At 61.2% G+C, this 23,482-nt stretch carries 23 protein-coding genes and 1 tRNA gene; 10 read left to right on the forward strand and 14 right to left on the reverse strand.

Going from position 1 to position 23,482, the window contains the following annotated elements:
• Positions 1-25: 25 nt before the first annotated feature.
• From SynTAK9802_RS04460 to SynTAK9802_RS04475, 4 genes are read right to left on the reverse strand one after another with little or no spacing between them, the layout of a single operon-like run.
• Entirely contained in the window at positions 26-769 is a 744-nt protein-coding gene (locus SynTAK9802_RS04460; protein ID WP_186497476.1) for an amino acid ABC transporter ATP-binding protein, read from the reverse strand.
• On the reverse strand, positions 766-1,740 hold the full coding sequence (locus SynTAK9802_RS04465; RefSeq protein WP_186497477.1) for an amino acid ABC transporter permease: 975 nt from the start codon (positions 1,738-1,740) through the stop codon (positions 766-768). The genes SynTAK9802_RS04460 and SynTAK9802_RS04465 overlap by 4 nt, the downstream gene beginning before the upstream one ends.
• Positions 1,740-2,630, reverse strand: a complete 891-nt coding sequence (locus SynTAK9802_RS04470) for an ABC transporter permease subunit (RefSeq protein ID WP_186497479.1) — start codon at positions 2,628-2,630, stop codon at positions 1,740-1,742. Before SynTAK9802_RS04470 ends, SynTAK9802_RS04465 begins: the two co-directional genes overlap by 1 nt.
• Positions 2,630-3,691, reverse strand: coding sequence for an amino acid ABC transporter substrate-binding protein (locus tag SynTAK9802_RS04475; protein ID WP_186497481.1), 1,062 nt, complete (start codon positions 3,689-3,691; stop codon positions 2,630-2,632). The genes SynTAK9802_RS04470 and SynTAK9802_RS04475 overlap by 1 nt, the downstream gene beginning before the upstream one ends.
• 69 nt (positions 3,692-3,760) lie before the next feature.
• Here SynTAK9802_RS04475 and SynTAK9802_RS04480 point away from each other — a divergent pair, with 69 nt between their 5' ends.
• Positions 3,761-4,105: a hypothetical protein gene (locus SynTAK9802_RS04480; protein WP_255487851.1), complete on the forward strand. Its 345-nt coding sequence runs from the start codon at positions 3,761-3,763 to the stop codon at positions 4,103-4,105.
• Here SynTAK9802_RS04480 and SynTAK9802_RS04485 read toward each other — a convergent pair.
• Positions 4,084-5,646, reverse strand: a complete 1,563-nt coding sequence (locus SynTAK9802_RS04485) for a SulP family inorganic anion transporter (RefSeq protein WP_186497483.1) — start codon at positions 5,644-5,646, stop codon at positions 4,084-4,086. The genes SynTAK9802_RS04480 and SynTAK9802_RS04485 overlap by 22 nt on opposite strands.
• 30 nt (positions 5,647-5,676) lie before the next feature.
• Positions 5,677-6,945: an FAD-binding oxidoreductase gene (locus SynTAK9802_RS04490; protein ID WP_255487852.1), complete on the reverse strand. Its 1,269-nt coding sequence runs from the start codon at positions 6,943-6,945 to the stop codon at positions 5,677-5,679.
• Between SynTAK9802_RS04490 and SynTAK9802_RS04495 the strand changes: the two genes are divergently transcribed.
• Both SynTAK9802_RS04495 and SynTAK9802_RS04500 read left to right on the forward strand, forming a co-directional pair.
• On the forward strand, positions 6,931-8,028 hold the full coding sequence (locus SynTAK9802_RS04495) for a sirohydrochlorin chelatase (RefSeq protein WP_186497485.1): 1,098 nt from the start codon (positions 6,931-6,933) through the stop codon (positions 8,026-8,028). The genes SynTAK9802_RS04490 and SynTAK9802_RS04495 overlap by 15 nt on opposite strands.
• A gap of 406 nt (positions 8,029-8,434) precedes the next feature.
• Entirely contained in the window at positions 8,435-8,701 is a 267-nt protein-coding gene (locus SynTAK9802_RS04500; protein ID WP_186497487.1) for a DUF2811 domain-containing protein, read from the forward strand.
• On the opposite strand, the gene SynTAK9802_RS04505 is transcribed toward SynTAK9802_RS04500, so the two are convergent.
• The 6 genes from SynTAK9802_RS04505 to SynTAK9802_RS04530 form a co-directional block, all read right to left on the reverse strand.
• Positions 8,682-10,325 (reverse strand): GMC oxidoreductase, encoded by a 1,644-nt coding sequence (locus tag SynTAK9802_RS04505; RefSeq protein WP_186497489.1) that lies wholly within the window; start codon positions 10,323-10,325, stop codon positions 8,682-8,684. The genes SynTAK9802_RS04500 and SynTAK9802_RS04505 overlap by 20 nt on opposite strands.
• 59 nt (positions 10,326-10,384) lie before the next feature.
• Positions 10,385-10,461: transfer RNA gene (locus SynTAK9802_RS04510), tRNA-Met, on the reverse strand.
• Positions 10,462-10,506: 45 nt separating this feature from the next.
• A complete protein-coding gene (locus tag SynTAK9802_RS04515) occupies positions 10,507-11,475 on the reverse strand; it encodes an asparaginase (RefSeq protein ID WP_186497490.1) in 969 nt (322 codons plus the stop codon).
• 16 nt (positions 11,476-11,491) lie between these two features.
• Positions 11,492-11,986 carry a CGLD27 family protein gene (locus SynTAK9802_RS04520; protein WP_115010212.1) on the reverse strand — a complete coding sequence of 165 codons (495 nt, stop codon included), beginning with the start codon at positions 11,984-11,986 and terminating at the stop codon, positions 11,492-11,494.
• Positions 11,987-11,997: 11 nt separating this feature from the next.
• Positions 11,998-12,354 carry a ribosome silencing factor gene (gene rsfS / locus SynTAK9802_RS04525; protein ID WP_038554011.1) on the reverse strand — a complete coding sequence of 119 codons (357 nt, stop codon included), beginning with the start codon at positions 12,352-12,354 and terminating at the stop codon, positions 11,998-12,000.
• Positions 12,347-12,982 carry a DUF3318 domain-containing protein gene (locus tag SynTAK9802_RS04530; RefSeq protein WP_115132050.1) on the reverse strand — a complete coding sequence of 212 codons (636 nt, stop codon included), beginning with the start codon at positions 12,980-12,982 and terminating at the stop codon, positions 12,347-12,349. The genes rsfS and SynTAK9802_RS04530 overlap by 8 nt, the downstream gene beginning before the upstream one ends.
• Before the next feature lie 104 nt (positions 12,983-13,086).
• Here SynTAK9802_RS04530 and carB point away from each other — a divergent pair, with 104 nt between their 5' ends.
• From carB to SynTAK9802_RS04545, 3 genes are read left to right on the forward strand one after another with little or no spacing between them, the layout of a single operon-like run.
• A complete protein-coding gene (gene carB, locus SynTAK9802_RS04535) occupies positions 13,087-16,410 on the forward strand; it encodes a carbamoyl-phosphate synthase large subunit (RefSeq protein WP_186497492.1) in 3,324 nt (1,107 codons plus the stop codon).
• A 35-nt stretch (positions 16,411-16,445) separates the two neighbouring features.
• Positions 16,446-17,111, forward strand: a complete 666-nt coding sequence (locus SynTAK9802_RS04540) for a DUF3386 domain-containing protein (RefSeq protein WP_186497493.1) — start codon at positions 16,446-16,448, stop codon at positions 17,109-17,111.
• A 57-nt stretch (positions 17,112-17,168) separates the two neighbouring features.
• Positions 17,169-18,521, forward strand: a complete 1,353-nt coding sequence (locus SynTAK9802_RS04545; protein ID WP_186497494.1) for a sodium:alanine symporter family protein — start codon at positions 17,169-17,171, stop codon at positions 18,519-18,521.
• A 58-nt stretch (positions 18,522-18,579) separates the two neighbouring features.
• Here SynTAK9802_RS04545 and SynTAK9802_RS04550 read toward each other — a convergent pair whose 3' ends face one another.
• Both SynTAK9802_RS04550 and SynTAK9802_RS04555 read right to left on the reverse strand, forming a co-directional pair.
• Positions 18,580-18,810: a DUF6447 family protein gene (locus SynTAK9802_RS04550; protein WP_114987892.1), complete on the reverse strand. Its 231-nt coding sequence runs from the start codon at positions 18,808-18,810 to the stop codon at positions 18,580-18,582.
• A 49-nt stretch (positions 18,811-18,859) separates the two neighbouring features.
• Positions 18,860-20,605, reverse strand: a complete 1,746-nt coding sequence (locus SynTAK9802_RS04555; RefSeq protein WP_186497495.1) for an ABC transporter ATP-binding protein — start codon at positions 20,603-20,605, stop codon at positions 18,860-18,862.
• A 39-nt stretch (positions 20,606-20,644) separates the two neighbouring features.
• Here SynTAK9802_RS04555 and SynTAK9802_RS04560 point away from each other — a divergent pair, with 39 nt between their 5' ends.
• Genes SynTAK9802_RS04560 through SynTAK9802_RS04575 form a run of 4 tightly spaced genes read left to right on the forward strand, consistent with a single transcriptional unit; the run spans position 20,645 to position 23,409 of the window.
• Entirely contained in the window at positions 20,645-20,842 is a 198-nt protein-coding gene (locus tag SynTAK9802_RS04560) for an RNA-binding S4 domain-containing protein (protein ID WP_006851620.1), read from the forward strand.
• A gap of 32 nt (positions 20,843-20,874) precedes the next feature.
• Positions 20,875-21,606, forward strand: a complete 732-nt coding sequence (tpiA, locus tag SynTAK9802_RS04565) for a triose-phosphate isomerase (RefSeq protein WP_186498012.1) — start codon at positions 20,875-20,877, stop codon at positions 21,604-21,606.
• Positions 21,607-21,649: 43 nt separating this feature from the next.
• Entirely contained in the window at positions 21,650-22,429 is a 780-nt protein-coding gene (folP, locus tag SynTAK9802_RS04570) for a dihydropteroate synthase (protein ID WP_255487853.1), read from the forward strand.
• Complete coding sequence (locus SynTAK9802_RS04575; RefSeq protein ID WP_186497497.1) at positions 22,426-23,409, forward strand: GlcNAc-transferase family protein; 984 nt, start codon at positions 22,426-22,428, stop codon at positions 23,407-23,409. The genes folP and SynTAK9802_RS04575 overlap by 4 nt, the downstream gene beginning before the upstream one ends.
• Positions 23,410-23,482 lie beyond the last annotated feature (73 nt).

Raw genomic sequence — 23,482 nt, forward strand, 5'->3', positions numbered from 1 at the left:
CACGTCACACGGTTGTGCAAAACGTTCAGTGCTGCATCTGATTGAGGAACCTGCGGCTGCGTTCCTCCCTGGCATTGCTGAAAAAGGTCTCTGGATCAGAGGTCTCCACCACCTGGCCCCGATCCATGAACATCACCCGATCCGCCACCTCACGGGCAAAGCCCAGTTCGTGGGTGACCACCACCATCGTCATGCCGCCTTTCGCCAGCTGGCGCATCGCATCCAACACCTCCTTGACCCGCTCCGGATCCAAGGCACTGGTGGGCTCATCGAACAGCATCACCTCAGGATCCAGGGCCAGAGCCCGGGCGATCGCCACCCGCTGCTGCTGACCACCGCTGAGCTGCGCCGGGTACTTGTGGGCCTGCTCGCGAATGCCCATCTGGTCAAGGAGATCCATTGCCCGCTGCTCGGCAGCCGCCTTGGCACGCTGTTGCACCTTGATCGGGGCAAGGGTGATGTTGTCGAGGATGGAAAGGTGAGGGAAAAGGTTGAACTGCTGAAACACCATCCCCACGCGCTTGCGGATCTCCCGCACCTGACGTTCTGCATGGGTGGCGTCCAAGCGAACCCCAAGCACATCCAAGGCGCCGCCATCCAACGACTCCAGACCGTTGAACGTACGAATCAGCGTGCTCTTGCCGGAGCCGGAAGGCCCCATCACCACCAGCACTTCGCCGCTGTTCACCTCAAGGGTGACGCCATCGAGAGCTCGAACCCCTTGGGAATAACTCTTGACCAGATCAGTGGCACGAATGGCGACAGTCATGAAGCGGAGCGGGCAGGGTCAAGCTGAACTTCCAGGTGGCGGGCCAGCAGCGCCATGGCGGTACACGCCAGCCAGTAAACCGCAGCAAGCCAGAGGTAGACCTCCAGATAGCGGCCGATGAAAGCAGGATTCGCCAACAGGCTGCGGCTGATGCCCAGCAATTCCATCAAACCGAGAATGGCCATCAGGCTTGTGTTTTGCAGCAGACCCACCGCCTGATTGGTGAGCGATGGAAGTGCAACCCGCAGCGCCTGAGGCAGCACCACCAGTTGCAACACTTGGCGTGGCGACAGCCCCAGCACGGCTGCAGCTTCCCGCTGAGTAGGCGGAATCGCCTGCAGGCCTCCGCGAACATCCTCTGCGATGTAGGCCGCTGCAAACAAGGCGAAGGCCACAACCGCCCGCAGAACCCGATTGATCTCAAGCCCTGGCGGCAGGAACAACGGGATCAGCAGTTGTCCAAAGAACAGAACCGCAATCAAGGGCACAGCCCGCATCAACTCGATGTAGGCGGCGCTGCTCCAACGCAGCACCGGCAGCTCACTGCGCCGGCCGAGGGCCAGGAGGATCCCCAACGGAAGCGCCAAAGCTCCACTGCCTCCCGTGAGCAGCAGCGTGAGCGTCAGACCACCCCAACTGCGTATCCCCACCGGCAGCAGACCCAAACCTCCGGTCAACAGCCAGAGCCCCAGCGGTGCCATCGCGATCCAGACCAACGGCAACCAACGGCGAACCCAGCCACGCTTCGGACCAGTGAGGGTCAGCAGCGTCAGCGTGATCAGTGCTGCCATCCACAGCAACGGACGCCAGCGTTGATCCGCAGGGAAACTGCCCACCGCGTACAGCGGCAGATTGGTGGCCACCACAGACCAGTCGGCTGCCACCAGCAGCCAATGCAGCATGGACCAGCCAGCCCATCCGAGCAGAACCAGCAGCAGCAGGGTGATCCCACGATCCAACCAACGGTTCATCAGCGGCTCCTGTTCAGACGACCCAGCACGGCACGGTTGAAGGCAGCCATGCCCCCGCTGATCAACAGATTCAGCAGCAGAAAGCTGAGCAACAGCAGCAGGAAGCCCTCAATGGCGCGGCCGGTTTGGGTGATGGTGGTGTCACTGACGGCGTAGAGATCGGCGTAGCCCACGGCAATGGCCAGGGTGCTGTTCTTGGCGAGATTGAGGTACTGGCTCGTGAGCGCAGGAAGAATCGCCGGCAGGGCCTGAGGCAACACAATCCGACGCAGCCCAAGCCCTTCTCCAAGCCCAAGGCTGCGGAAGGCCTCCCACTGGCCCCGCGGCACCGCATTGATGCCACCGCGCACGATCTCGGCAATCGATGCACCCGTGAACACCGTGAGCCCCACAAGGACCGCACAAAATTCAACGCTGAGGTTCAGGCCCAACAGCTGAATGCCCTGATTCGAAAGCCGGATCAACCCACCGATCGGCACCGAGGGAAGGCCAAGGAAGGCAACGAAATACCAGAACAGCAACTGCAGTAGCAGAGGAATCTGACGAATCAAGGCCACGTAGCTTCCGGCCAGGCTGCGCAGCAGACGGTTGTTGCTACCGCGGGCTGCACCGGCAGCCACACCCAGGCCGGTGGCCAAGACCAGGCCAGCCGCGATCACCTTGAGGCTGTTCAGCCAACCAATGGTCAGGGCCCAGAGGTAGCTATCAGATGGGGCATAGGGGAGGGCTGTTTCCGCCAGAGCAAAACCAGCGGGTCGGCCCAGCCAGCCAAAACCCAGTCCCAAGCCCGTTCGAATCAGGTTGACCGCCAGATTGTTGACCAGCAGAGCCACAAGGCCCAGCAGTACGGCGGCGATAGCAACCTGAACCAGGAGACGACGCTGCCGCATCAGGTGAACGGTGGAGAAATCATCAAACCACCTTCACCGGACAGCCGGTTCGCCCCCCGGGGAATCGCCACGGCACTGTCGGGTCCGAGATGGCGGTTGTAGATCTCGCCGTAATTGCCGGTGGCACGGATCACCTGAACAACAAAGTCATCGGCGAGTCCGAGTTGGCGACCCAGACCTGGGTCCACCCCCAGGAAACGCCGCAGAGCGGTCTGGGAGGGGTCAGCTGCGGCTTGCTTCACCACCGCATCAACATTGGCTTGGCTGATACCCCGTTCCTCGGCTTCGATCAGAGCGTTGATCACCCAGGTCATGGCATCACCCATGGGCTGATCCCCACCCACCACAGCTGGAGCCAGAGGCTCCTTGCTGATCCGGTCGTCGAGGATCTGATGCGCCTGGGGATCACTGAACCCTGAGCGTGCCGCCGCCAGTTGCGAGCGATCAGACGTCATGGCTGCGCAGCGCCCTTGGAGGTAGCCACCCACCACCTGATTGAGATCTTGATATTTGATCGGTGTGTAGGGAAGCCCCTCGGAGGCGAAGGCGTCGTTGAGGTTTTGCTCGGTTGTGGTGCCCGATCCCACGCAAATGGACTTGCCGCTCAAGTCAGCCAGCGAACGCACTCCGCTGGCGGCATTCACCATCAAGCCCTGTCCGTCATGGAACACCACAGGTCCAAAGCGCAGCCCATTGCCCCCCACGGCATCGCGGCTGAGGGTGTGGGTGGTGTTGCGAGACAACAGATCGATCTCGCCCGATCGCAAGGCCGTGAACCGCTCGGGCGCAGTTAAAGGCCGGTATTGAACCTTCTCGGCATCACCAACGAAAGCGGCAGCCATGGCACGGCAGATGTCGACATCCAGGCCGGTGTAACGCCCATCAGGACTGAGAAAACTGAAGCCTGGAATCTTGCCGCTCACCCCACAAAGCAACTCACCACGCGCTTTGACCAGATCCAGACGCGAGCCAGCTGCACTATCCAGTGACGCGCAGGACGCCAGGAACGAGGACAACCCGGCCAACGCAACGATCAGAACACGTGAACTTGATCGGAACATCAGCGTTGGTACGGATCGGGTGGGATTGTCCCAGATCCCCAGCACATCCCCCACATCCGACCTACGTTCATGGCAATCAGCCTGGCTGCAATGAAGGTCTGGGCCTGCCTTTTGGCCGGACTGATCGCTGGAAGCACGACTCCCTGTGCTGTCGCGGGGGACGAGCACGACAGTGGCACCTACAACAACAAGATGGCGCTGTTGGGCTTCCTTCTAGAGAGTGCTCAGCAACGGGCCGGACGTGATGTTCAATCCCTTTGCCTGTTGATGAGCATCAGCAACGACGTCACCGAGCAGTACGTGGAAAGCAACCCTGAGGACGTGCAGATCCAGCTGCGACTCATGGCGATGCGCCAAGACCTCAGGGCCTGTCTTGCCAACCAAGCCGATGCTCATACATGGGCTGATTCCTGACCACCGATCCGCTCGAACAGATCAAGGCTTTCCTCGTTCAGGCCAATCACGCTGACCACAGATCCACCGCTGCGGTATTTGCGGATGACCTGATCCAGCGCAGCCACGCCGCTCTGGTCCCAGATGTGGGCTTGGGAGAGATCAATCGTGATGCGCTCGGGATGGTCATGAAGATCAAATCCCTGTAGGAAATACACCTTGCTCACAAAAAACAGCTGCCCCTGCACCCGGTACAACCGCTCCTGATCGCTGATCTCGACGGCCTCCACCTGAATCACCTTGGCCACCTTGCGGCTGAACAGAATTCCTGCCAGTGCCACGCCAGCCAACACGCCAAGGGCGAGGTTGTGCGGAGTGGTGAGCATGGTGACGGCAAAGGTCATCAGCATCACCGAGGTGTCGCTCTTGGGGATGCGACGCAGGTTGCGCAGACCGTTGATGTCAGCAGTGCTGACAGCGATGCTGATCATCACGGCCACAAGAGCCGCCATCGGAATTTGCTTGAGCCAGGGCCCAGCCAGCAGGATCATCGCTAGCAGGCTCACCCCCGAGAACAGGGTGGACAGTCGCGTGCGGCCGCCGTTGTCCACATTCATCACGGACTGACCCACCAGGGCACAACCGGCCATGCCACCGAACAGGGAGGAAACGATGTTGGCGATGCCCTGGCCCCGGGCCTCAACGTTTTTGTTGGTGGTGGTGTCGGTCTTGTCGTCGAGGATGTCCTGGGTCAGGAAGGTTTCCATCAGACCCACCAAAGAGATGGCCAAGGCGGTGGGAAGCACCAAGCCAAGGGTGTCCAGACTGAAGGGAACACCACCTTCACCAAAGGGAAGGCTGAAGGAGGGCAGACCTGCAGGCAGGGTGCCGAGGCTGCTGACCGTGGGGATGTCGAAGCTGAATCCCACGCTGATCGCGGTCAACACGATGATGGCCACCAGCTGTGAGGGCACCACCCGGGTGATCCGGGGAAGGCCATAGATGATCACCAGGCCCAGCAGGACCAAGCCCCAGACGACGGGGATCTGGCCGCCATGGGGGAGCAACGACGAGGCCCCATGGTCACCATCTCCAGCGTGAAAGTTGAGACCGAGCTGGGGCAGCTGGGCCTGAAAAATCAGCAAAGCCAGCGAATTAACGAAGCCGCTCAGCACCCCTTGGGGAACAAAGCGCATCTGATAGGCAAGACGCAGATACCCCCAGAGGATCTGCAGCAGACCCGTCACCAACCCCGCCACCATCAGGTACTGGACCCCCAGGCCTGGCCCCCGGGCTTCACCGGTGGCCACAAGGCCTGTCATCAACAGGGCGGTGGAGCCCGTGGCTGAGGTGATCATGGCCATGCGACCACCCACGACGGCGATGGTCAGCGACAGGCAGAAGGCTCCGAACAGGCCCACTTTGGGGTCCACCCCAGCGATCCCAGAGAAGGCAATGGCCTCGGGAATCATCGCGAAAGCCACCACCAGACCCGAGAGCAGATCTTTGCTGGGGTTGGCCAACCACTGATTCATCAGGGTTGGGCTGGATCGTTTGGCCATCAAAGGATGCCGATTAGGGGCGACCGTAAATCAGAGCGTCGGCAAGGTGCCTGCTGGATCCAAGCGCTGTTTCAGCTTTCGCAACTCGGGCAACCAGGGGCCGAACGCCGCCTCCAACTCCTTGTGATGAAAGGGCATATGGTCATGAAACTGCGCCAGATGCACACCAGGGCAGACCGACTGAAGAACCTGCCAGACCTCCTCCAACCAAGCAAGGCTGCGCCTCTGACCCGGAGCATCTCCCGGAGTCCAGGCGGCGGTGATCCAGGGCTTCCACTCGGCAGTGCGGTGCACGAACGAGCTGGCCTCCACGGCAACCTGTTGCGTCGCCGCCCCCAGCTGCTGACAGGCCAGGCTGCAGAAGGGATGAGGACGATGCTGCAGCAAACGGCATAAATCCGGCATCACGGCCTTCCAGAGCTCAGCAGCTGCCGGCCCCAGCAAGCCAACCACCTCCGTGTGAGATCGCGAAGGCATCGGAGCCGATCCCCGCAAGGGTGGGAGCTGGTGCAAGCCTTCGATCTTCTGCGCACCGGTCCAGGGGGCATCGGCAATCCGGAGCAACTGCACCGCGTCAGCCCTCTCCCAATGCCACTGCAGACTGGTGCTGGCGTTTGACGCTTCGGCCCTGAGCATGAGCTCTGGCAGTTGATCCGGAGCCACCACGCACTGCTCCACCCACAGCGGTAGGAGCGCCTGGGTGGCCATGCGCAGCGCGCTCACCACCCCCAGAAACGGGGCTGCACCGCAGAGGCCTCTCCACTCCAGCGAACCAGCATCGGCAGCCCGAGATAGGGCAAAGGGGCTGCCATCACCCCAGACCCCATGGATCTCGAGCACTTGATCCACAGCAAGCCCCACCTGCCGGCTCAGCGGTCCCATGCCACCCGTGAGCACATAGCCAAGCCCAGGCAGACCCGACAAACCAGCCGCCACGGTTCGGCCGTGGGGAAGCAAGACCTCCAGCACGTCTCCCATGCGGCAGCCCGCGCCAATCCAGACCGACTGATCCGCGTGTTGCCACTCCACACGTTGGAAATGGGTTTGCAGATCCAGGGTCCAGTGGTCGGCCACGGCGGCCCGAGATGTGGTGCCCCCGCCACAGAGACGCAGCGGCCGGGGACCGGACCAGTTCTGAACCAACTCCGCCAACTCCGCTGGTCGAGGGGAGACCAGACCGGATCGCCTCGCATCAGCCGCCTGCGCGCTGAAGAAAACGGGACGGTCTGAATCCATTGCGATGCGACCGATATCGTCAAACCATTGGAACAGCAGAGCGACCTTTTGGCCGAACAGCATGCGGAAACCGGCAACGAGCGTCTTGGCGTTCTGATCTGCGGCCACGGGAGTCGCAACCGACTAGCCGTTGAAGAGTTCGCCCAGATGGTGGACGCCCTGCGGCCTCGGCTGGCCCCGATGCCGGTGGAACACGGCTACCTGGAATTTGCCCGCCCCATCCTTCGGGATGGTCTTGAAGCACTCCGCGAGAAAGGCGTCACCAAGGTGCTGGCCATTCCCGCCATGCTTTTTGCAGCCGGGCATGCCAAGAACGACATCCCCTCCGTTCTGAACACGTACACGGCCGAAACGGGGTTACCGATCGATTACGGCCGGGAGCTGGGGGTGGACCGGTTGATGGTGTCGGCCGCCGGAGCTCGCGTTCAGGAGTGCCTGGATGCGGCGAAGCACGACGTTCCCCTGGCCGAAACCCTGCTCGTGGTGGTGGGCCGAGGCTCCTCGGATCCAGACGCCAACTCCAACGTGGCCAAGGTGACCCGGCTGTTGGTGGAGGGATTTGGTTTCGGCTGGGGAGAAACGGTGTATTCGGGCGTGACCTTCCCCCTGGTGGAACCGGGGCTGCGTCACGCCGTGAAACTGGGCTTCCGCCGGGTGGTGGTGGTGCCCTATTTCCTCTTTTCAGGGGTTCTGGTGAGCCGAATCCGCCAACACACCGAGCTGGTGGCTGCCGATCACCCCGAGGTGGAGTTTCTCTCTGCGGGCTATCTGGGCGACCACACACTCGTGGTGGACACCTTCAAGGAACGGGTCGAGGAGGTGCTGCGGGGGGACACCGCCATGAACTGCTCGCTCTGCAAGTACCGCGCCCAGGTGCTGGGCTTCGAACAGGACGTGGGACGCGCCCAGGAAAGCCATCACCACCACGTGGAAGGCCTTGCGGAAAGCTGCACGCTCTGCGAACTGGAGTGCACCGGTGCCTGCCAACCCGACGGCATCCCGATTGGCCATGACCACAGCCACTCTTCAGATCACAGCCATGGCTCAGACCACAGCCATGGCCACCATCACCCCCCGTACCCCCATGCCGACCATCCCCTTGGACCTACCACGCTGAAACGCAATAACGGGATCCCTAAAGATTGATTCCATGGATCCGAAGAGAACCTGCAGCTGGCTTGTCGCCAATGACACGGTTCTCGAAAGCGACAGCAGCGACAGAGCAAAGATCAGGTTTTCTTATCAAAATTGCTTCGCCAGGTTTCACCCCCTTTTTCCACATAAAAAAACGTCGTTTTCCACAGGCTGAAGTTGGCTCGCCGGCTGTAACGGTCAACCTGTGAATTTCCGAGGGAATCGCACCACCGGGTTGACAGACCGTCTATTCGGCCTAGAGCAACCGCACCTCGTCACTTCCCGCACTCCCAAACCCAGTCAAAGACTGCTGTCTCATCTCGTCTCAGCCGCAATTCAACAAATGGCGACGGCTTTGACGCAAGCGCCGGTGATGTGGCTTTCTTGGTGGGCGTTGGACAGGGGCAAGCTGTACGGAATGGATCGAAATCACCTCGAGCGATGCCATGAAATGGGAACCACGGAGCGCGGGAATGCTTCAAAAGCCAGCTACGTGAGTCTTGAGACGGAAATTCCCGAGGTGCTCTATCGAGGCATGAAGGATTTCATCGGAGAGCACCCCACCTGGGACCAATACCGCGTGATGAGTTCTGCTCTTGCCCACTTCCTGTTTCAGAACGGCTGTGACGACCGCGCCGTGACCGAGCGCTATCTCGACGATCTGTTCATCCGCCCCGACCACTGATGGCCAGCAGGCAGGCCCGACGGCTCAAGGCCATCATCGTCAGCGTTGGGCTCTGCCAGGCCGACGTCGGCCAACAGGCGCCATCCACCACAAGAACGTTTGGAGCACGCCAAAGACGGTTGGAGGAATCAACGACGCTGCTGGTCTCGCTTCTCCCCATCGCAGCCCCTCCCACCTCATGGATGTAGTACCCGGGGGGGGCTGCCCCTTCAGACAGCGCAACAGCACCCTTCAGGAAAGGTTCAACCAAGGGGAGGTAAAACAGGTCTTTGATCGATTTGGCTTCGCCTCCGGCGGCGGCAATGCAGGCCTGGATCGAGGCGCGCATGTGCCTCACCATGGCCAGTTCATTGCTGCTCCAACGGCAGGCAATCGAGGGAACACGCACACCCCAGCGATCCGTGCGCTCACTCAGGGTCACCCTGTTGTCAGCCCTGGGAAGAACTTCGCCGTGACCAATTAGGAAGCCGGTGATGCTTGAAGGGCGACGCCGTAACCATCGCGGCGGATCAAACCGTCCAATGCCACCCCAGAGGCCATAGCCGCCCTGAAAATCAGCCGATGGCAGGTGTCGGCCAAACGGAACGAAAAAACTTCCAGCACCCGTGAGCATGGGCTGTTCCCCCTGAACAGGCTCGGGGAAGGCAAAAAACTGCGATGTGGAGACATGGTCCATCAGGCGTGTGCCCAATCGTCCTGAAGGGTCGTCCAAACCGTTGCTCTGTTCGCCACGACGGGAGCGCAGCAGGATGGAGACGGTCTGAATCGTGGAAGCGGCCAGGACCACGAGATCCGCCTTCAACTCCCTGCGGTTGCCATTGGATTGGTCAACGGCAACCACACCAATGGCTTTGTCTCCACCGGCATCCATCAAGAGATGCTCCACCAGATGCGCAGAGAGCAGCTGGGTGCGTCCTGTGGCCATGGCGCGAGGAAGGCTGCTGCCGCGACTGCTGGAGCGGGGCCAGGCGGGATCTTCTCCCTGCGGCGCCGGACCAAACCCCCTCGAGGGGATCACCGGATAGCCCAAACGTTGCTGCACAGCTTCGGCAAAACGCTGTTCCGCCGGCGTCGCCGCCAAAGCCGGTTGCGTTTCACCGTCCGGCAGATGCTGCAAACCATCGCGGCCACCATGAACGCCCAGCCATCGCTCCAGTTCGGCGTAGTGCGGTGTCAGCTCACCGCTGCGCAACGGCCAACGGACCTGTTCACCCTCCACATCCACTCCGGCCAGATCCTCATCCGAGAGACGCAGGGTGATGCCACCCCAGGTGAGGCTGCGGCCGCCAACCTGCAGGCCTCGCGTCCACAGAAACGGCTGGTCCGCCGGGTGCTCATAGGGATGCAGACGCTCGTCGGCATACAGACGAGGGTTGGCTTTCCAGTAGCCGGGATGCTGGGACTGCTGGCGATGGCTGCCGCTGGTCAGGCCCACGATCCGACGCAGCAGATTTCCCGGTTCAGCCCCGAAGGCTTGCGTGCTGTTGAGGTCAGGTCCTGCCTCCACCACAAGCACCCGAGCTCCTGCTTCAGCCAGGGTCATGGCGGCCACGCCACCACTCGCTCCCGAGCCCACAACAATGGCGTCCCAGGGGCCATCGCAGTTCATGGAGCGACTGCTCATGGAGGTACGACAGACAAAAAAAAATCTCCCGAAAGGGAGATTATTGATTCAATCAGAGTTGGTGGCGGGGGGGAGATTTGAACTCCCGACCTTCGGGTTATGAGCCCGACGAGCTACCAGACTGCTCTACCCCGCGGTGACCCAAAAATCATACATGTCGGTGTCGCAGACGACAGCAAAGTCACGACTGCAAGGCACCGGACACGCTGAGCTTGACGCTCGGGTTCACGACCAGCACCTGCTCATCGAGCTCGTCTAGCCCCATGGGTGTGAGCCACTCGAGCTGACGCAAGAGATGCAGGGCAACCGCTTGCTTGGCACGACGGGAGCCGTCTTCCACCTTGATGGCTACTCCAAGACCTTCACCCACGCGGCTGAGGCATTGAATGCCCTCTGCACCGCCCTTGCTCAGGACCTGACCGTGGCTGCGCCGCATCAGCTCGGTGTCGAAACGACCCTCACCAGCCACAAGGTCAGGGTGACTCAGCATCGCCCGACTGATCTGCTCGAGTTCGGCATGTTGTGAGGCACCGAGGTGGGCATAGAGCAAGGCCATCTGAGCCAACTGCAACACCAGGGTGGGAGCGCCACAGTCATCCCGTTCGGCAACCAATTCCTCAGCAGGCAAGCCGATCAGTTCAGCGACCCTGCGGTTCACTTCGACCTGGAGAGGGTGGTCCTGCTGGAGATAGGTCTCGATCGGCCAGCCCATCTTTCGGCTTGTGGCCAGGAAGGCAGCGTGCTTGCCGGAACAGTTGTGCTGAAGAGGACTATCAGCCCCGTTCGGCACAGGGCATTGAAGTGAAGCGCTGTCCAACTCCGCCTTCCAGAGCAACCGGAAGGCTTCCCGGGCGTGGGCATTGGTGCCCGCATGGGACGCGCAGCTGATGGCGATGCCCCGTTCATCAACATCCAGTTGGTCTGCGGTTCCACTGCTGAGAAACGGCAGGGCCTGAAAGGGCTTCAGAGCCGAACGAATGAAACTTTCCAAGCCGGGGTTTCCTGCCGACATCAACACCCGTCCTCGGCCATCACAAACCACGGCATGAACGCGATGCACCGATTCCGTGATCGATCCGCGCCGCAAGCAGACCTCAAGGGGGGCTGACCCGGTCCGGGCTGCAGGGCTGAAGCCCGAGGGCAAAGTCATCGGAACCCCGATTGGTTCAGAGAGCCTGACAGAGACTGGCACCGGCCAGCATCAAACCCGCTGAGGTGGCCATGGCCCGTCCCAGACGGCCCAGGATCGGACGAACCTCATGCCGGGCCACCAGCAGGTCGCGTTCCCGCCAAGACAGAGGCTTTTCCCAGGTCTGCCCGTCGTACCAGCCGGATTCTTCGTAGTCGACGGACTCACGCAGAAGCCGCTGCATGACGTAGGTCCAGCCCAGCCATTGCCGCACCAGCAACAGCAGGGGAAGCACAAGAGCGGCCACAGCTGCTGCGGCCAGAAGCCGGGGCGGATCCTGCTTCAGGGTCCAACTACCACTGGCGATCAGGCTGCACACCGGCAACATCAGCAGCCAGAAGCCAGCAAGGCGTTGGCTCAGGCGAGGTTCCTGACCCGCTGGCCAGGAGAAGAACCACGACTCGCAGAGCTGTTGAAACTCCTCAAGAGGCCGCTGCTCCGGTGGTACGGGGCAGGACACCGCTTCTGGCATGGGTCAAGCGGCTACTTCACCGACGGTAAGAAGGTTCGGCTTTCGCCGTGACTCCAGAACGCCTCAAGGTCGTAGTAGCCGCGCTCATCGGGCATCAGCACGTGAACGATCACATCGCCGTAATCAAGAAGCGCCCAGCGCCCCTCATTCAGCCCTTCCTTGCGCAAGGGGAGCAGGTCTGCCTCAGTTTCCAGGCGGTCTTCAACCGACCGGGCAATGGCACGTACCTGAACGTCGGACTGACCGCCTGCGATCACCATCCAATCCGCCAGGCTGGACACCTCATCCACACGAATCAGACGGATGTCGGTGGCCTTGCGGTCATCGCAGGCATCGGCCACCAGTTCAGCAAGCTTTTCGCTATCCATAAACGTTCTCGCTGGTAACGGAGCTGCGTGAGCCCTCCTGTTGGGCCATTTCAGCTCTGGCCTTACTGGCACTCTTGCGCAGCGCCTCAAGCCGGTCTTCGTAGTAGCTGCGGCGGCGCTTCTTACGGGTCTTTTCGACCAGCTCCTTCAATGCGCCCCCAAGACTGCGATAGGCATTCGGCACGCTGTAACCAAATCGGCAGGCCAGATCGATCGCGCGCTCGTCTGCACTGATGGCGTCCTGCAGGCGTTTTTCGGAATTGTTCTTGAGATAAAGCCGATACCCCGCAAAACCGGACAGGCCCAGGGCCATCAACAGCAGCAGGCCGTCCTGAACCCACAATTCACCGATGGCACCTCCGAGACCGATGGCCAGAGCAGCCATCTCCCAACCGTCCCGGGGAATTGTGTCGTTCTGGATCCGACCAACTTCATGCCAGAACAGCAAATTGCGGTGATCCAACGCCAAGGCATCCCATTCCTCGAGATCCACCTGGATCTCCACTTCATCCCGGCCAATTTCCTCAAGGGTGATCAATGGAGGATCGACTGCAGCAGCTGATTCCACAAACACCCAGCTCTGCATTTCCGGTGGCAGCAGCCCCTTCAGGCGCTGGAGCTCACTCATTGCAACTCTGGTGCTGATCTCCCTTCACCGTAGCGAGGCCAAGTCCCCCAGTTGGGGCGAGGCCGCGTGAGAGGCTTGATCTGTTTGGCCAAGGACGATTTCCCATGCCGAGGCGGTCTGATCTGCGTCGCATTCTCCTGCTGGGATCTGGTCCGATCGTGATCGGCCAGGCCTGTGAGTTCGATTACTCGGGAACCCAGGCCTGCAAGGCCCTCAGAGCCGAGGGATATGAAGTCATCCTGATCAACTCCAATCCGGCGTCGATCATGACCGACCCGGGAATGGCCGATCGCACCTACATCGAGCCGCTCACGCCGGACGTGGTGACACGGGTGATCGAGCAGGAGCGCCCGGATGCTCTGCTGCCGACCATGGGGGGGCAGACCGCCCTCAACCTGGCGGTCACCCTGGCCGAAAACGGCACCCTCGATCGCTTTGGCGTTGAGTTGATCGGTGCCGATCTCAAAGCGATCCAGAAGGCGGAAGACCGTCTGCTGTTCAAGCAGGCCATGGAGCGCATCGGGGTGAAGGTTTGCCCTTCGGGCATCGCCTCATCTCAAGAAGAAGCTGAAGCCGTCGGGGCCGCCATCGGCAGCTTCCCCCGGATCATCCGGCCCGCCTTCACCCTGGGGGGAAGCGGCGGGGGCATTGCCTACAACTCCGAGGAATACGCAGCAATCTGCAAGAGCGGGCTTGAAGCAAGTCCGGTGTCTCAGATTCTGATCGAGCAATCGCTTCTGGGCTGGAAGGAATTCGAGCTTGAGGTGATGCGTGATCTGGCTGACAACGTCGTGATCGTCTGCAGCATCGAAAACCTCGACCCCATGGGGGTGCACACCGGGGATTCGATCACGGTGGCTCCGGCCCAGACCCTCACGGACCGGGAATACCAGCGGTTGCGCGACCAATCGATCGCCATCATTCGGGAGATCGGTGTCGCGACGGGCGGCAGCAACATCCAGTTCGCGATCAATCCTGACAACGGCGACGTTGTGGTGATCGAGATGAATCCCAGGGTAAGCCGATCGTCGGCCTTGGCCAGCAAGGCCACCGGCTTCCCGATCGCCAAGATCGCCGCTCGCCTCGCCGTCGGTTACGCCCTCGACGAAATCCTCAACGACATCACCGGCAAGACGCCTGCCTGCTTCGAACCGACGATCGATTACGTCGTCACCAAAATTCCACGCTTCGCCTTCGAAAAATTCCGAGGCAGTCCGGCGGTGCTCACCACCTCGATGAAATCGGTGGGCGAAGCGATGGCCATCGGCCGTTGCTTCGAAGAGTCGTTCCAGAAAGCCATGCGTTCCCTGGAAACCGGGTTCTCGGGCTGGGGAGGTGACCGGGAGGAACCGGAGCTCACGGATGCTGATTTGGATCGTCAGCTGAGGACCCCCTCTCCGGAGCGCATCCTCAGCGTGCGAACAGCGATGGTGCGCGGACGCAGCGATGAGGAGATTCATCGGATCAGCAGGATTGACCCCTGGTTCCTGGCCAAACTGCGGCGGATCATTGAGGCGGAGGCCATGCTCATCAAGGGCAAAAGCCTGGATCAGCTGGATGCCGACAGCTTGTTTGAGGCCAAGCAGCTGGGTTTTTCAGACCGACAGATCGCCTGGCACACCAAAAGCGACGAATTGTCGGTGCGTCAGCGGCGCCATCAGCTCGATGTTCGCGCCGTCTTCAAAACCGTCGACACCTGCGCAGCGGAGTTCGCTTCCTCCACTCCTTATCACTACTCGACCTACGAGCGTCCCTTGCAGACCCTGCAGGCCGACGGATCCCTCAAGCCCCTTCCCGCTTCATCCGAAGTGAGTCGTCGTGAAGACGGCCGCAAGATGATGATCCTCGGCGGTGGACCCAACCGAATCGGGCAGGGCATCGAATTCGACTACTGCTGCTGCCATGCCTCCTTTGCCGGGCAGGATCAAGGGATCACCACGGTGATGGTGAACAGCAATCCGGAGACGGTGTCCACCGATTACGACACCAGCGACAGCCTGTACTTCGAACCGCTCACCCTGGAGGACGTTCTCAATGTGATCGAAGCGGAGCGTCCCGATGGCGTGGTGGTCCAATTCGGTGGACAAACGCCCCTGAAACTCGCGATTCCTCTGCTGCGCTGGCTGGACAGCGATGAGGGGCGCGCCACGGGCACCAGCATCTGGGGCACCTCCCCTGAATCGATCGACCGGGCCGAAGACCGTGAGCAGTTCGAAGCCATCCTCCGCGATCTGAACATCCGCCAACCCCGCAATGGCTTGGCACGCAGCGAAGAGGAAGCACGGGCCGTGGCCACCCGAGTGGGTTATCCGGTCGTTGTGCGTCCCTCTTATGTCCTGGGCGGACGGGCCATGGAAGTGGTGTTCGACGAAGAGGAACTCAACCGCTACATGCGCGAAGCAGTGCAGGTGGAGCCCGACCATCCGGTGCTGATTGACCAGTACCTCGAAAACGCTGTTGAGGTGGACGTGGACGCCCTCTGCGATCACACCGGTGCTGTGATCGTGGGTGGTCTGATGGAGCACATCGAACCGGCGGGAATCCATTCCGGCGACTCAGCCTGCTGCTTGCCTGCGGTTTCCCTCGGCGAGGCGGCACTGAACACGATTCGCGAGTGGAGTCGCTCCCTGGCGCAAACGCTCGAGGTGCGGGGTCTGATCAACCTTCAGTTCGCCGTGCAGCGCAACACCGATGGCTCGGAAGTGGTTTACATCATCGAAGCCAACCCCCGCGCCTCCAGAACGGTCCCCTTCGTCGCCAAGGCCACAGGTCAACCTCTTGCTCGCCTGGCAACCCGACTGATGGCGGGCGAAACCCTGGCCGACATCGGCATGACAAGCGAGCCGAAGCCGCCGCTTCAGTCGATCAAGGAAGCGGTGCTTCCGTTCCGGCGCTTCCCGGGGGCCGACACTGTGCTGGGGCCGGAAATGCGCTCCACAGGAGAGGTGATGGGATCCGCCGACAGTTTCGGCATGGCCTATGCCAAGGCTGAGCTCGGCGCTGGAGAAGCGCTGCCCACCCAGGGGACGGTGTTCCTCTCCACCCACGACCGCGACAAACAGGCGCTGGTGCCCATCGCCGCTCGGCTGATCGAACTCGGGTTCGATGTGACGGCCACATCAGGCACGGCTCAGGCGCTCGCCAACGCGGGATTGAAGGTGCAATCGGTGCTCAAGGTGCACGAGGGGCGCCCCAACATCGAGGATCAGATCCGCTCCAATCAGGTGCAGTTGGTGATCAACACACCGATTGGCCGCCAAGCTGCCCATGACGACAAGTACCTGCGTCGGGCAGCGCTCGATTACGCCGTTCCAACGGTGACGACCCTGGCGGGAGCACGGGCAGCGGTGGAGGCGATCTCAGCGCTCCAGCAACAGCCGAGGCTCAGCATCCATGCCCTGCAGGACGTACACGCCATGCAGCGTTAGGCCACCGGTAGGGTTGCGGGAGCCACCTCAACGCTGTGACAGCCTCCGTTCCCGTCAAGCCTGGAAGCGACCTGCGTGATGACTTCCGTCGCGCCTACGAGAACCGCTACACCTGGGCGCCTAAATTCTCCGGCTATCGTGGCCGCTGCATCTGGCAACAGGGCGATCAACGTGTCGAGGGCACGTTTGAGATCGGTGCCGATCTCAAAGCCAAAGTGGACGGCATTGAAAACGAACAGATCCTCAAGGCGGTGAATTCCCAGCTCTGGGAAGTCGCGATCCATCGCGTGCGTCGCAGCTTCGAGCAGACCCACGGTGAGAACACCTTCACCGCCGGTGACACCAACGAAGTGGGAACCGAAGTGCTCGTCGGCGGCAAGGGTGAAGGGGACAAGTACCGCATCAAAGATGACGTGGTGACCATGGTTCACCGCCACATCCACGGCACCGTCGTGACGATCTACACCACCGATGTCACCGACACGGGTGCGGGCTACCTCAGCCACACCTACACCAGTCAGTACGCCGACCCGGCAACGGGAGAAGCCCGGGGTGGCCGCAGCAGCTTCAAAGACAGCTTCGCTGCTCTTCCTGGAGATGGCCCCTGGGTGCTGACCGAGCGGGTTGTGACCACCGAGGCCCATGGCGATACCCCCGCCGGCAGCCAGACCTTCCGTTTTGAAGATCTCGAATCGCTCTGAGTTGATTGCCGGTGCAAGCCGGCTATGAGACCATCCGCCCAAACCTGTTGTAAAGGCATGGGCGGAGTCGAGTCGACCATTCAGGCCATCAATGGCCCGATCAACAGCATCGTCTGGGGATGGCCCACCGTTCTTTTGATTGCCGCGACGGGCATTCTTCTGATGGTGGGCCTGCGGTTCATGCCGCTGCAACGGCTGGGCTATGGCATCTCGATGATGCTTCGGCCGGCTGAATCACAAACGGAAGGGGAGATCACCCCCTTCCAAGCGCTGATGACGTCGTTGTCGGCCACGATCGGCACGGGAAACATTGCCGGTGTGGCGGGGGCCATCGCCGTTGGTGGACCTGGTGCCGTCTTTTGGATGTGGATCATCGCGATCTTCGGCATCGCAACCAAGTACGCCGAAGCGGTGCTCGCGGTTCAGTTCCGCGAAACCGATGGAGACGGAAACCACGTGGGTGGGCCGATGTACTACATCCGCAACGGACTCGGCAGCGGCTGGAGCTGGATGGCGGGCCTGTTTGCCCTCTTCGGCATGTTGGCGGGCTTCGGCATCGGCAATGGGGTTCAGGCCTTTGAGGTGTCGTCTGCCTTGAGCCTGATCGGCATCCCGAGGCTGGCGACCGGAGTCGTTTTGGCAGCCCTGGTTTTCGCTGTCGTGATCGGGGGCATCAAACGCATCGCCCAGGCGGCCTCCGCCATTGTTCCGTTGATGTCGATCCTCTACATCGCTGCATGCCTTCTGGTGTTGCTGGCCAATCTGGGCAGCGTGCCTGAAGCCTTCGCCACGATTTTCTCCAACGCCTTCTCCGGCCAAGCCGCAGCCGGTGGGGCCCTCGGTCAGGTGGTGCTGATGGGCTTCAAGCGGGGCATCTTCTCAAATGAAGCGGGCCTGGGCAGTGCTCCGATCGCCCACGCGGCTGCCAAAACCGATGATCCCGTTCGCCAGGGCACGGTGGCCATGCTGGGCACCTTCATCGACACCCTGATCATCTGCACGATGACTGCCCTGGTGATCATCACCACCAAAGCCAATCTGATCCTCGATGCAGCCGGCGACAAGCTCAGCGGCGCAGACCTCTCCATCGCTGCCTTCAACACCGGCATCGCCGGCAGCGGCGTGGTGGTCACCCTGGGACTGGTGGTCTTCGCCTTCACCACCATTCTCGGCTGGAGCTTCTACGGCGAACGCTGCACCACCTATCTCTTCGGTGATTCCGCCGTGCTGCCCTTCCGTCTGACTTGGGTGGCTGTGGTCGTGATCGGTGCTGTCGCCGGCGACCGCGGTGTGATCTGGTCGATTGCCGACACGCTCAATGGCCTGATGGCCCTCCCCAACCTCGTGGCCCTGATCCTGCTCTCCGGAACCGTGTTCAAACTCACCAAGGCCTACAGCTTCAGCGACTGAGCAGAACGACGAGCAATAAAAAGGAGGGCTTCCAGCCCCCCTTTTTGTTGGCAGTCAATCAACCCTGATCGGGCAACGGAGTCACAGACTTGAGCCTTTCATTGAGCTGAGTCGCCAGGCTCTGACGACCCACCGCCAGAACCTTGAGGGTGTCTTCGTGCATCCGCAGTTGAGCATCGGCAACCTGCATGCCACGCACAAGCTCCTTGAGCTCATCAGGAAGGGTGTTGAGGTCGTAGCGCTTGCCTTCAAAGGTCAAGACGGGGTTGTTGGCTGCGGAATCAGTCATCGTTCATCGCCGGGATGGCGGTGTACCGGCGGCCAGATCGTAGAGGGCTTCAGGACTTCTGCCGATCTCGAATGAACTGCCGTTCGCACAATTCGCGGTAACGCCCACCACGCTGCATCAACTCGTCGTGGGTTCCTCGATCGACCACGGCTCCCTTTTCAAGAACCACAATGCGATCGGCCTCCTGCACCGTAGCCAGACGATGGGCGATCACCAACACGGTTCGCCCTTTCATCGCCTGCTTCAGTCCGAGTTGCACCGCCGCCTCGGCTTCAGCATCAAGGGCACTGGTGGCTTCATCCAGCAGCAACAGCGCTGGATTGCCCAGCACCGCCCGTGCAATGGCGATCCGCTGCAGTTGGCCACCAGAAACGTTGGTTCCCCGTTCCTCGAGCTGGGTGTCATACCCCTGGGGCAAGGCACGGATGAAATCATCCGCATTGGCCAACCGTGCCGCATCGCGCACCTCGTCATCCGTCGCACGACGGCCGAACCGAATCGCTTCGGCAATGGTTCCGGAAAATACGGTGGTGCGCTGCGGGACCAGGGCCACCTGCTGACGCAGCTCGCGAGCGCGCATCAAGCTGATGTCGGTGCCGTCGAGGCGGATCTCGCCCTGTTGCGCCGTGTTGAACCGCAGCAGAAGTGACAGCAGGGTGCTTTTGCCCGCACCGGAGGGGCCAACGATGGCCAGCACTTGGCCCGCATCCACCCGCAGATTCAGCTGACGCAACACCGGCTGGGCTGGATCATAGCCAAAGCTCACCTGATCAAAAACCAGATCACCCTGAAGTGCACCGATGGCTTGCGCATCAGTTGGATCCGCAGCCTCCTGGGGCTCTCGCTCGATCTCCCGCAGACGTCGCAGTGATGCCTGACCCTGCTGAAATTCGTTGAAGTTGTTGGTGACGTGGGCGATGGGATCGATCAGCACGATCAGCCCTGTCAGGTAGCTGCTCAGCCCGGCAATACTCAGATCACCGCTCTGGATTCGCCAGGCTCCGAGGGCCAGCACGGCAAACAGACCCACCACCTCGATGGTGCCCACCACCGGATGCTGCAGCGCCACCAGGCTGTAGGTGCGGTGGCGGGCCTGCCGGTGCTGGTCGATTTCCGTCTCGAAACGGTCCTGCAGCCAGGGCTCGGCTGCAAAAGCACGCACCAGGGGCAAACCTTCGATGGCCTCACCCAGCAGACCGGCCAGTTCGCTCACCTTTTTCTGACTTCGTTCCGTGGCCGCCATCACGCGAGCACCAAACAGGCTGATCAGCCAGACGATCACCGGCGCCAGCAGCAGGATGGCCAGCGTCAGTTTCCAGTCGAGCCAGAGCATCATCCCCAGCACCGCAACGAGCTGAAGGACGCTGGGGACCGTGTCATGGATGGTCTTGTACAGCACCTCGCTGACGCGATCGGCGTCTTCGGTGAAGCGGTAGGTGAGATCACCGGCCGAGAGCTTCTCCAGTGCCCCCAGCTCCACGGTCTGCAGGCGGCGGAACAGATCACGCCGTAAGTCCTGGCTCACCAGCAATGCAGGGCCGGCAAGAAGCGAGTCCTGACCGAACTGGGCGATCTTCTGAACAGCAAAGATCAGCAACGCCAGCCCGATCAGCTGAAGCACGCGAGCCAAATCACCCGACCCCAGCGCGGGAAACAACTCCCCGGCCAGCTGCACGAGCAGCGGAAAGCTGCCAACGTAAATCGCCATGCAGCAGCCCCCCCAGAGCAGTTCCCGCAGGTGGGGGCGAAGCAACGGCAGCAGCCGGCGAAAACCGGCCTGGGATGAGGTCAGCATCGCGGCACAGTATCAATGGTGAGCTCAAAACTCTGCCCAATGAAGCTGGATCAGTTCCTGAAATGGAAGGGTTGGGTCTCCACCGGCGGTGAAGCGAAGCAACGCATCCAGATGGGTGAAGTGGAGGTCAATGGAAGCGTTGAAACCCGGCGGGGACGTCAGCTTTCCCCGGGAGATCGGGTTGTGCTTGCTGGGGAGGAGTCCGTTGTCGGCAGCGAAAACGCGACCGGGCCGTAGGTTGGCTGCCACATTCCATGGGGAAGCAAGGCGTGCGCAGACCGGTGATCGCTGGCAACTGGAAGATGCACATGACCTGTGCCCAGTCGCGGGAGTTCATGGAAGCCTTCCTGCCACTGATTGCTGACACCCCGGATGACCGCGACCTGGTGCTGGCACCACCCTTCACGGCGCTGTCGACCATGGCGGAACTCAGCCAGAACTCCCGGGTCTGCCTTTCGAGCCAGAACGTGCACTGGGAAGGCCAGGGAGCCTTCACCGGGGAAATCTCCCAAGCCATGCTCAAGGAGCACGGGGTGACCCACACGATCGTGGGCCATAGCGAACCGCGGAAATACTTCAGTGAAAGCGACGAGCAGATCAACCACCGGGCCCGCTCCTCACAGTCCAACGGTCTGATTCCGATCGTTTGCGTTGGCGAAAGCGATGAGCAGCGCGAGCGGGGCGAAGCTGAACGGGTGATCCGCCGTCAGATCGAGCAGGGCCTGGAGGGTCTCGATGCAGAGAAACTGGTGGTGGCCTACGAACCAATCTGGGCGATTGGCACAGGCAAGACCTGCGCAGCCGAAGAAGCCAACCGCATCTGTGGTCTGATCCGTAGCTGGGTGGGCTCCCCCGATCTGGTGATTCAGTACGGCGGCTCCGTCAAACCCAGCAACATTGATGAGTTGATGGGCATGAGCGATATCGACGGGGTGCTGGTGGGGGGTGCTTCCTTGGAGCCCGAAAGCTTTGGACGGATTGCCAACTACCAAGCGGCCTGATTCAGGCGGCTGGCCTCAGGGTTGGGGCCAACGCACAGCCGTGATGGGGGTGATCAACGTCACCCCGGATTCCTTCAGTGACGGAGGGAGATTTCTGGCGAGCGAACGGGCCCTTGCTGAAGCTCAACGGCAGCTGAGCCGTGGTGCGGACGTGTTGGATCTCGGGGCGCAAAGCACCCGACCCGGAGCTGAGGAGGTGGGCGCCGAAGAGGAGTTACGGCGTCTCTTACCAGCGCTGAAGAGCATCCGGCAGCGCTGCCCAGAGGCACTGATCTCCATCGACACGTTTCTGGCGCCGGTGGCCGCCAAGGCACTGGAAGCAGGGGCCAACTGGATCAATGATGTAAGCGGTGGCCGTCGGGATCCCGATCTGCTGCAGGTGGTCGCCGATGCCGGCTGTCCGGTGGTGCTGATGCACAGCCGCGGTGACAGCCAAACCATGGATCAGCTCACGACCTATGCCGATGTCGTGGCAGATGTTAAAGAAGCGTTGCTGGAGCGCAGTGAAGCTGCGATTCAAGCCGGCGTTGATGAAAGCCAAATCATCTGGGATCCGGGTCTCGGCTTCGCCAAGACCCACGAGCAGAACCTACAGCTGCTGCGGGATCTGGAACAACTCACTGCAGGGCCGCGACCGGTGCTGATCGGCCCTTCACGCAAACGCTTCATCGGTGCCGTGCTGGATGAACCCAGACCCAAAGCGCGTCTCTGGGGAACAGCTGCGGTGGCCTGCCGCTGCGCCCAGGCGGGTGCTGCCGTGCTGCGGGTGCACGATGTAGGCCCGATCAGCCAGACGCTGCGAATGGCGGCTGCACTCTGGTGAGCTCCACGATCTTTGTTCAGATCGCGGCATATAGGGATCCAGATCTCCCCGCCACACTGCACAACCTGATTCAGCGCGCAGCCCAGCCAAAGCGCCTGCGCTTCGGCATCTGCCTGCAACTGGCGACTGATGACCCGCCCCACTGGGGAACAAGCGCATTTCCGGATCATCCACACCTGAAGTGCATCAGGTTCGATGCAGCGGAAAGCCGCGGGGCCTGCTGGGCCCGACGACAGGCTCAGGGTGATTACGGCGGAGAAGACTTTCTGCTGCAAATCGACAGCCACATGAGGGCCGTTGAGCACTGGGATGACCTGTTGCTGACGACCTGGAGGGAATGCAGCGATGAGCGCGCCGTTCTCAGTGTTTACCCGAACGGCTTTCAACAGCCGTGCCGTTTGCAGACATCAACCCTGCCTGTGATGGCAGACGCCGGTTTCGATGCCTACGGCATTCTCAAACTGCGAGGCATCAGCCGATTCCAACTTCCAGAAGAACAACCTGATCGCCCCATCACCGGGGCATTTATCGCCGGAGGCTTCCTGTTCGGCCCGGGCTCAATCGTGAGCGACGTGCCCTACGACCCCGAGCTCTACTTCTATGGAGAAGAGATTGCCATATCGGCACGACTGTGGACGTCAGGATTCAACATCTACGCCCCGAATCGCCTGCTGCTGTTTCATCTCTGCAAGACAGAACATACAGATCAAGAGCATGCGGCCACCCATTGGGGCGATCACAGCAATTGGCACGATTACAACCTTCGCGCACTCAAACGTGTACACACACTGCTCGGCAGTCTCAACAACGCACCGGCATCAATCTGTTGCTTGAATGATGAGCATGGCGAACTTAAACCCTTTGGATTAGGGAGAAAACGTAGCCTGCATATGTATCAACAATGGGCTGGAATTGATTTCAAAACAGCAGAGATCAGCCAATCCGCAAGAGATGCAGAATTCAATCCCCTGAAAGCCTGAGTTGTCCATCATTCATCGCCAATAAAAAAGCCAGAGTCCGGCAGGAACTCTGGCTTTGATGTTCAACACATTG

The organism is Synechococcus sp. TAK9802 (genome assembly GCF_014279535.1).
Classification (GTDB): domain Bacteria; phylum Cyanobacteriota; class Cyanobacteriia; order PCC-6307; family Cyanobiaceae; genus Parasynechococcus.

Excerpts from the sequence above, each read along its gene's own strand:
- SynTAK9802_RS04460 (WP_186497476.1), bottom strand. The coding sequence starts at position 769 with ATGACTGTCGCCATTCGTGCCACTGATCTGGTCAAGAGTTATTCCCAA.
- SynTAK9802_RS04465 (WP_186497477.1), bottom strand. The coding sequence starts at position 1,740 with ATGAACCGTTGGTTGGATCGTGGGATCACCCTGCTGCTGCTGGTTCTG.
- SynTAK9802_RS04470 (WP_186497479.1), bottom strand. The coding sequence starts at position 2,630 with ATGCGGCAGCGTCGTCTCCTGGTTCAGGTTGCTATCGCCGCCGTACTG.
- SynTAK9802_RS04475 (WP_186497481.1), bottom strand. The coding sequence starts at position 3,691 with ATGTTCCGATCAAGTTCACGTGTTCTGATCGTTGCGTTGGCCGGGTTG.
- SynTAK9802_RS04480 (WP_255487851.1), top strand. The coding sequence starts at position 3,761 with ATGGCAATCAGCCTGGCTGCAATGAAGGTCTGGGCCTGCCTTTTGGCC.
- SynTAK9802_RS04485 (WP_186497483.1), bottom strand. The coding sequence starts at position 5,646 with ATGGCCAAACGATCCAGCCCAACCCTGATGAATCAGTGGTTGGCCAAC.
- SynTAK9802_RS04490 (WP_255487852.1), bottom strand. The coding sequence starts at position 6,945 with ATGCTGTTCGGCCAAAAGGTCGCTCTGCTGTTCCAATGGTTTGACGAT.
- SynTAK9802_RS04500 (WP_186497487.1), top strand. The coding sequence starts at position 8,435 with ATGGATCGAAATCACCTCGAGCGATGCCATGAAATGGGAACCACGGAG.
- SynTAK9802_RS04505 (WP_186497489.1), bottom strand. The coding sequence starts at position 10,325 with ATGAGCAGTCGCTCCATGAACTGCGATGGCCCCTGGGACGCCATTGTT.
- SynTAK9802_RS04515 (WP_186497490.1), bottom strand. The coding sequence starts at position 11,475 with ATGACTTTGCCCTCGGGCTTCAGCCCTGCAGCCCGGACCGGGTCAGCC.
- SynTAK9802_RS04520 (WP_115010212.1), bottom strand. The coding sequence starts at position 11,986 with ATGCCAGAAGCGGTGTCCTGCCCCGTACCACCGGAGCAGCGGCCTCTT.
- rsfS (WP_038554011.1), bottom strand. The coding sequence starts at position 12,354 with ATGGATAGCGAAAAGCTTGCTGAACTGGTGGCCGATGCCTGCGATGAC.
- SynTAK9802_RS04530 (WP_115132050.1), bottom strand. The coding sequence starts at position 12,982 with ATGAGTGAGCTCCAGCGCCTGAAGGGGCTGCTGCCACCGGAAATGCAG.
- carB (WP_186497492.1), top strand. The coding sequence starts at position 13,087 with ATGCCGAGGCGGTCTGATCTGCGTCGCATTCTCCTGCTGGGATCTGGT.
- SynTAK9802_RS04545 (WP_186497494.1), top strand. The coding sequence starts at position 17,169 with ATGGGCGGAGTCGAGTCGACCATTCAGGCCATCAATGGCCCGATCAAC.
- SynTAK9802_RS04550 (WP_114987892.1), bottom strand. The coding sequence starts at position 18,810 with ATGACTGATTCCGCAGCCAACAACCCCGTCTTGACCTTTGAAGGCAAG.
- SynTAK9802_RS04555 (WP_186497495.1), bottom strand. The coding sequence starts at position 20,605 with ATGCTGACCTCATCCCAGGCCGGTTTTCGCCGGCTGCTGCCGTTGCTT.
- SynTAK9802_RS04560 (WP_006851620.1), top strand. The coding sequence starts at position 20,645 with ATGAAGCTGGATCAGTTCCTGAAATGGAAGGGTTGGGTCTCCACCGGC.
- folP (WP_255487853.1), top strand. The coding sequence starts at position 21,650 with ATGGGGGTGATCAACGTCACCCCGGATTCCTTCAGTGACGGAGGGAGA.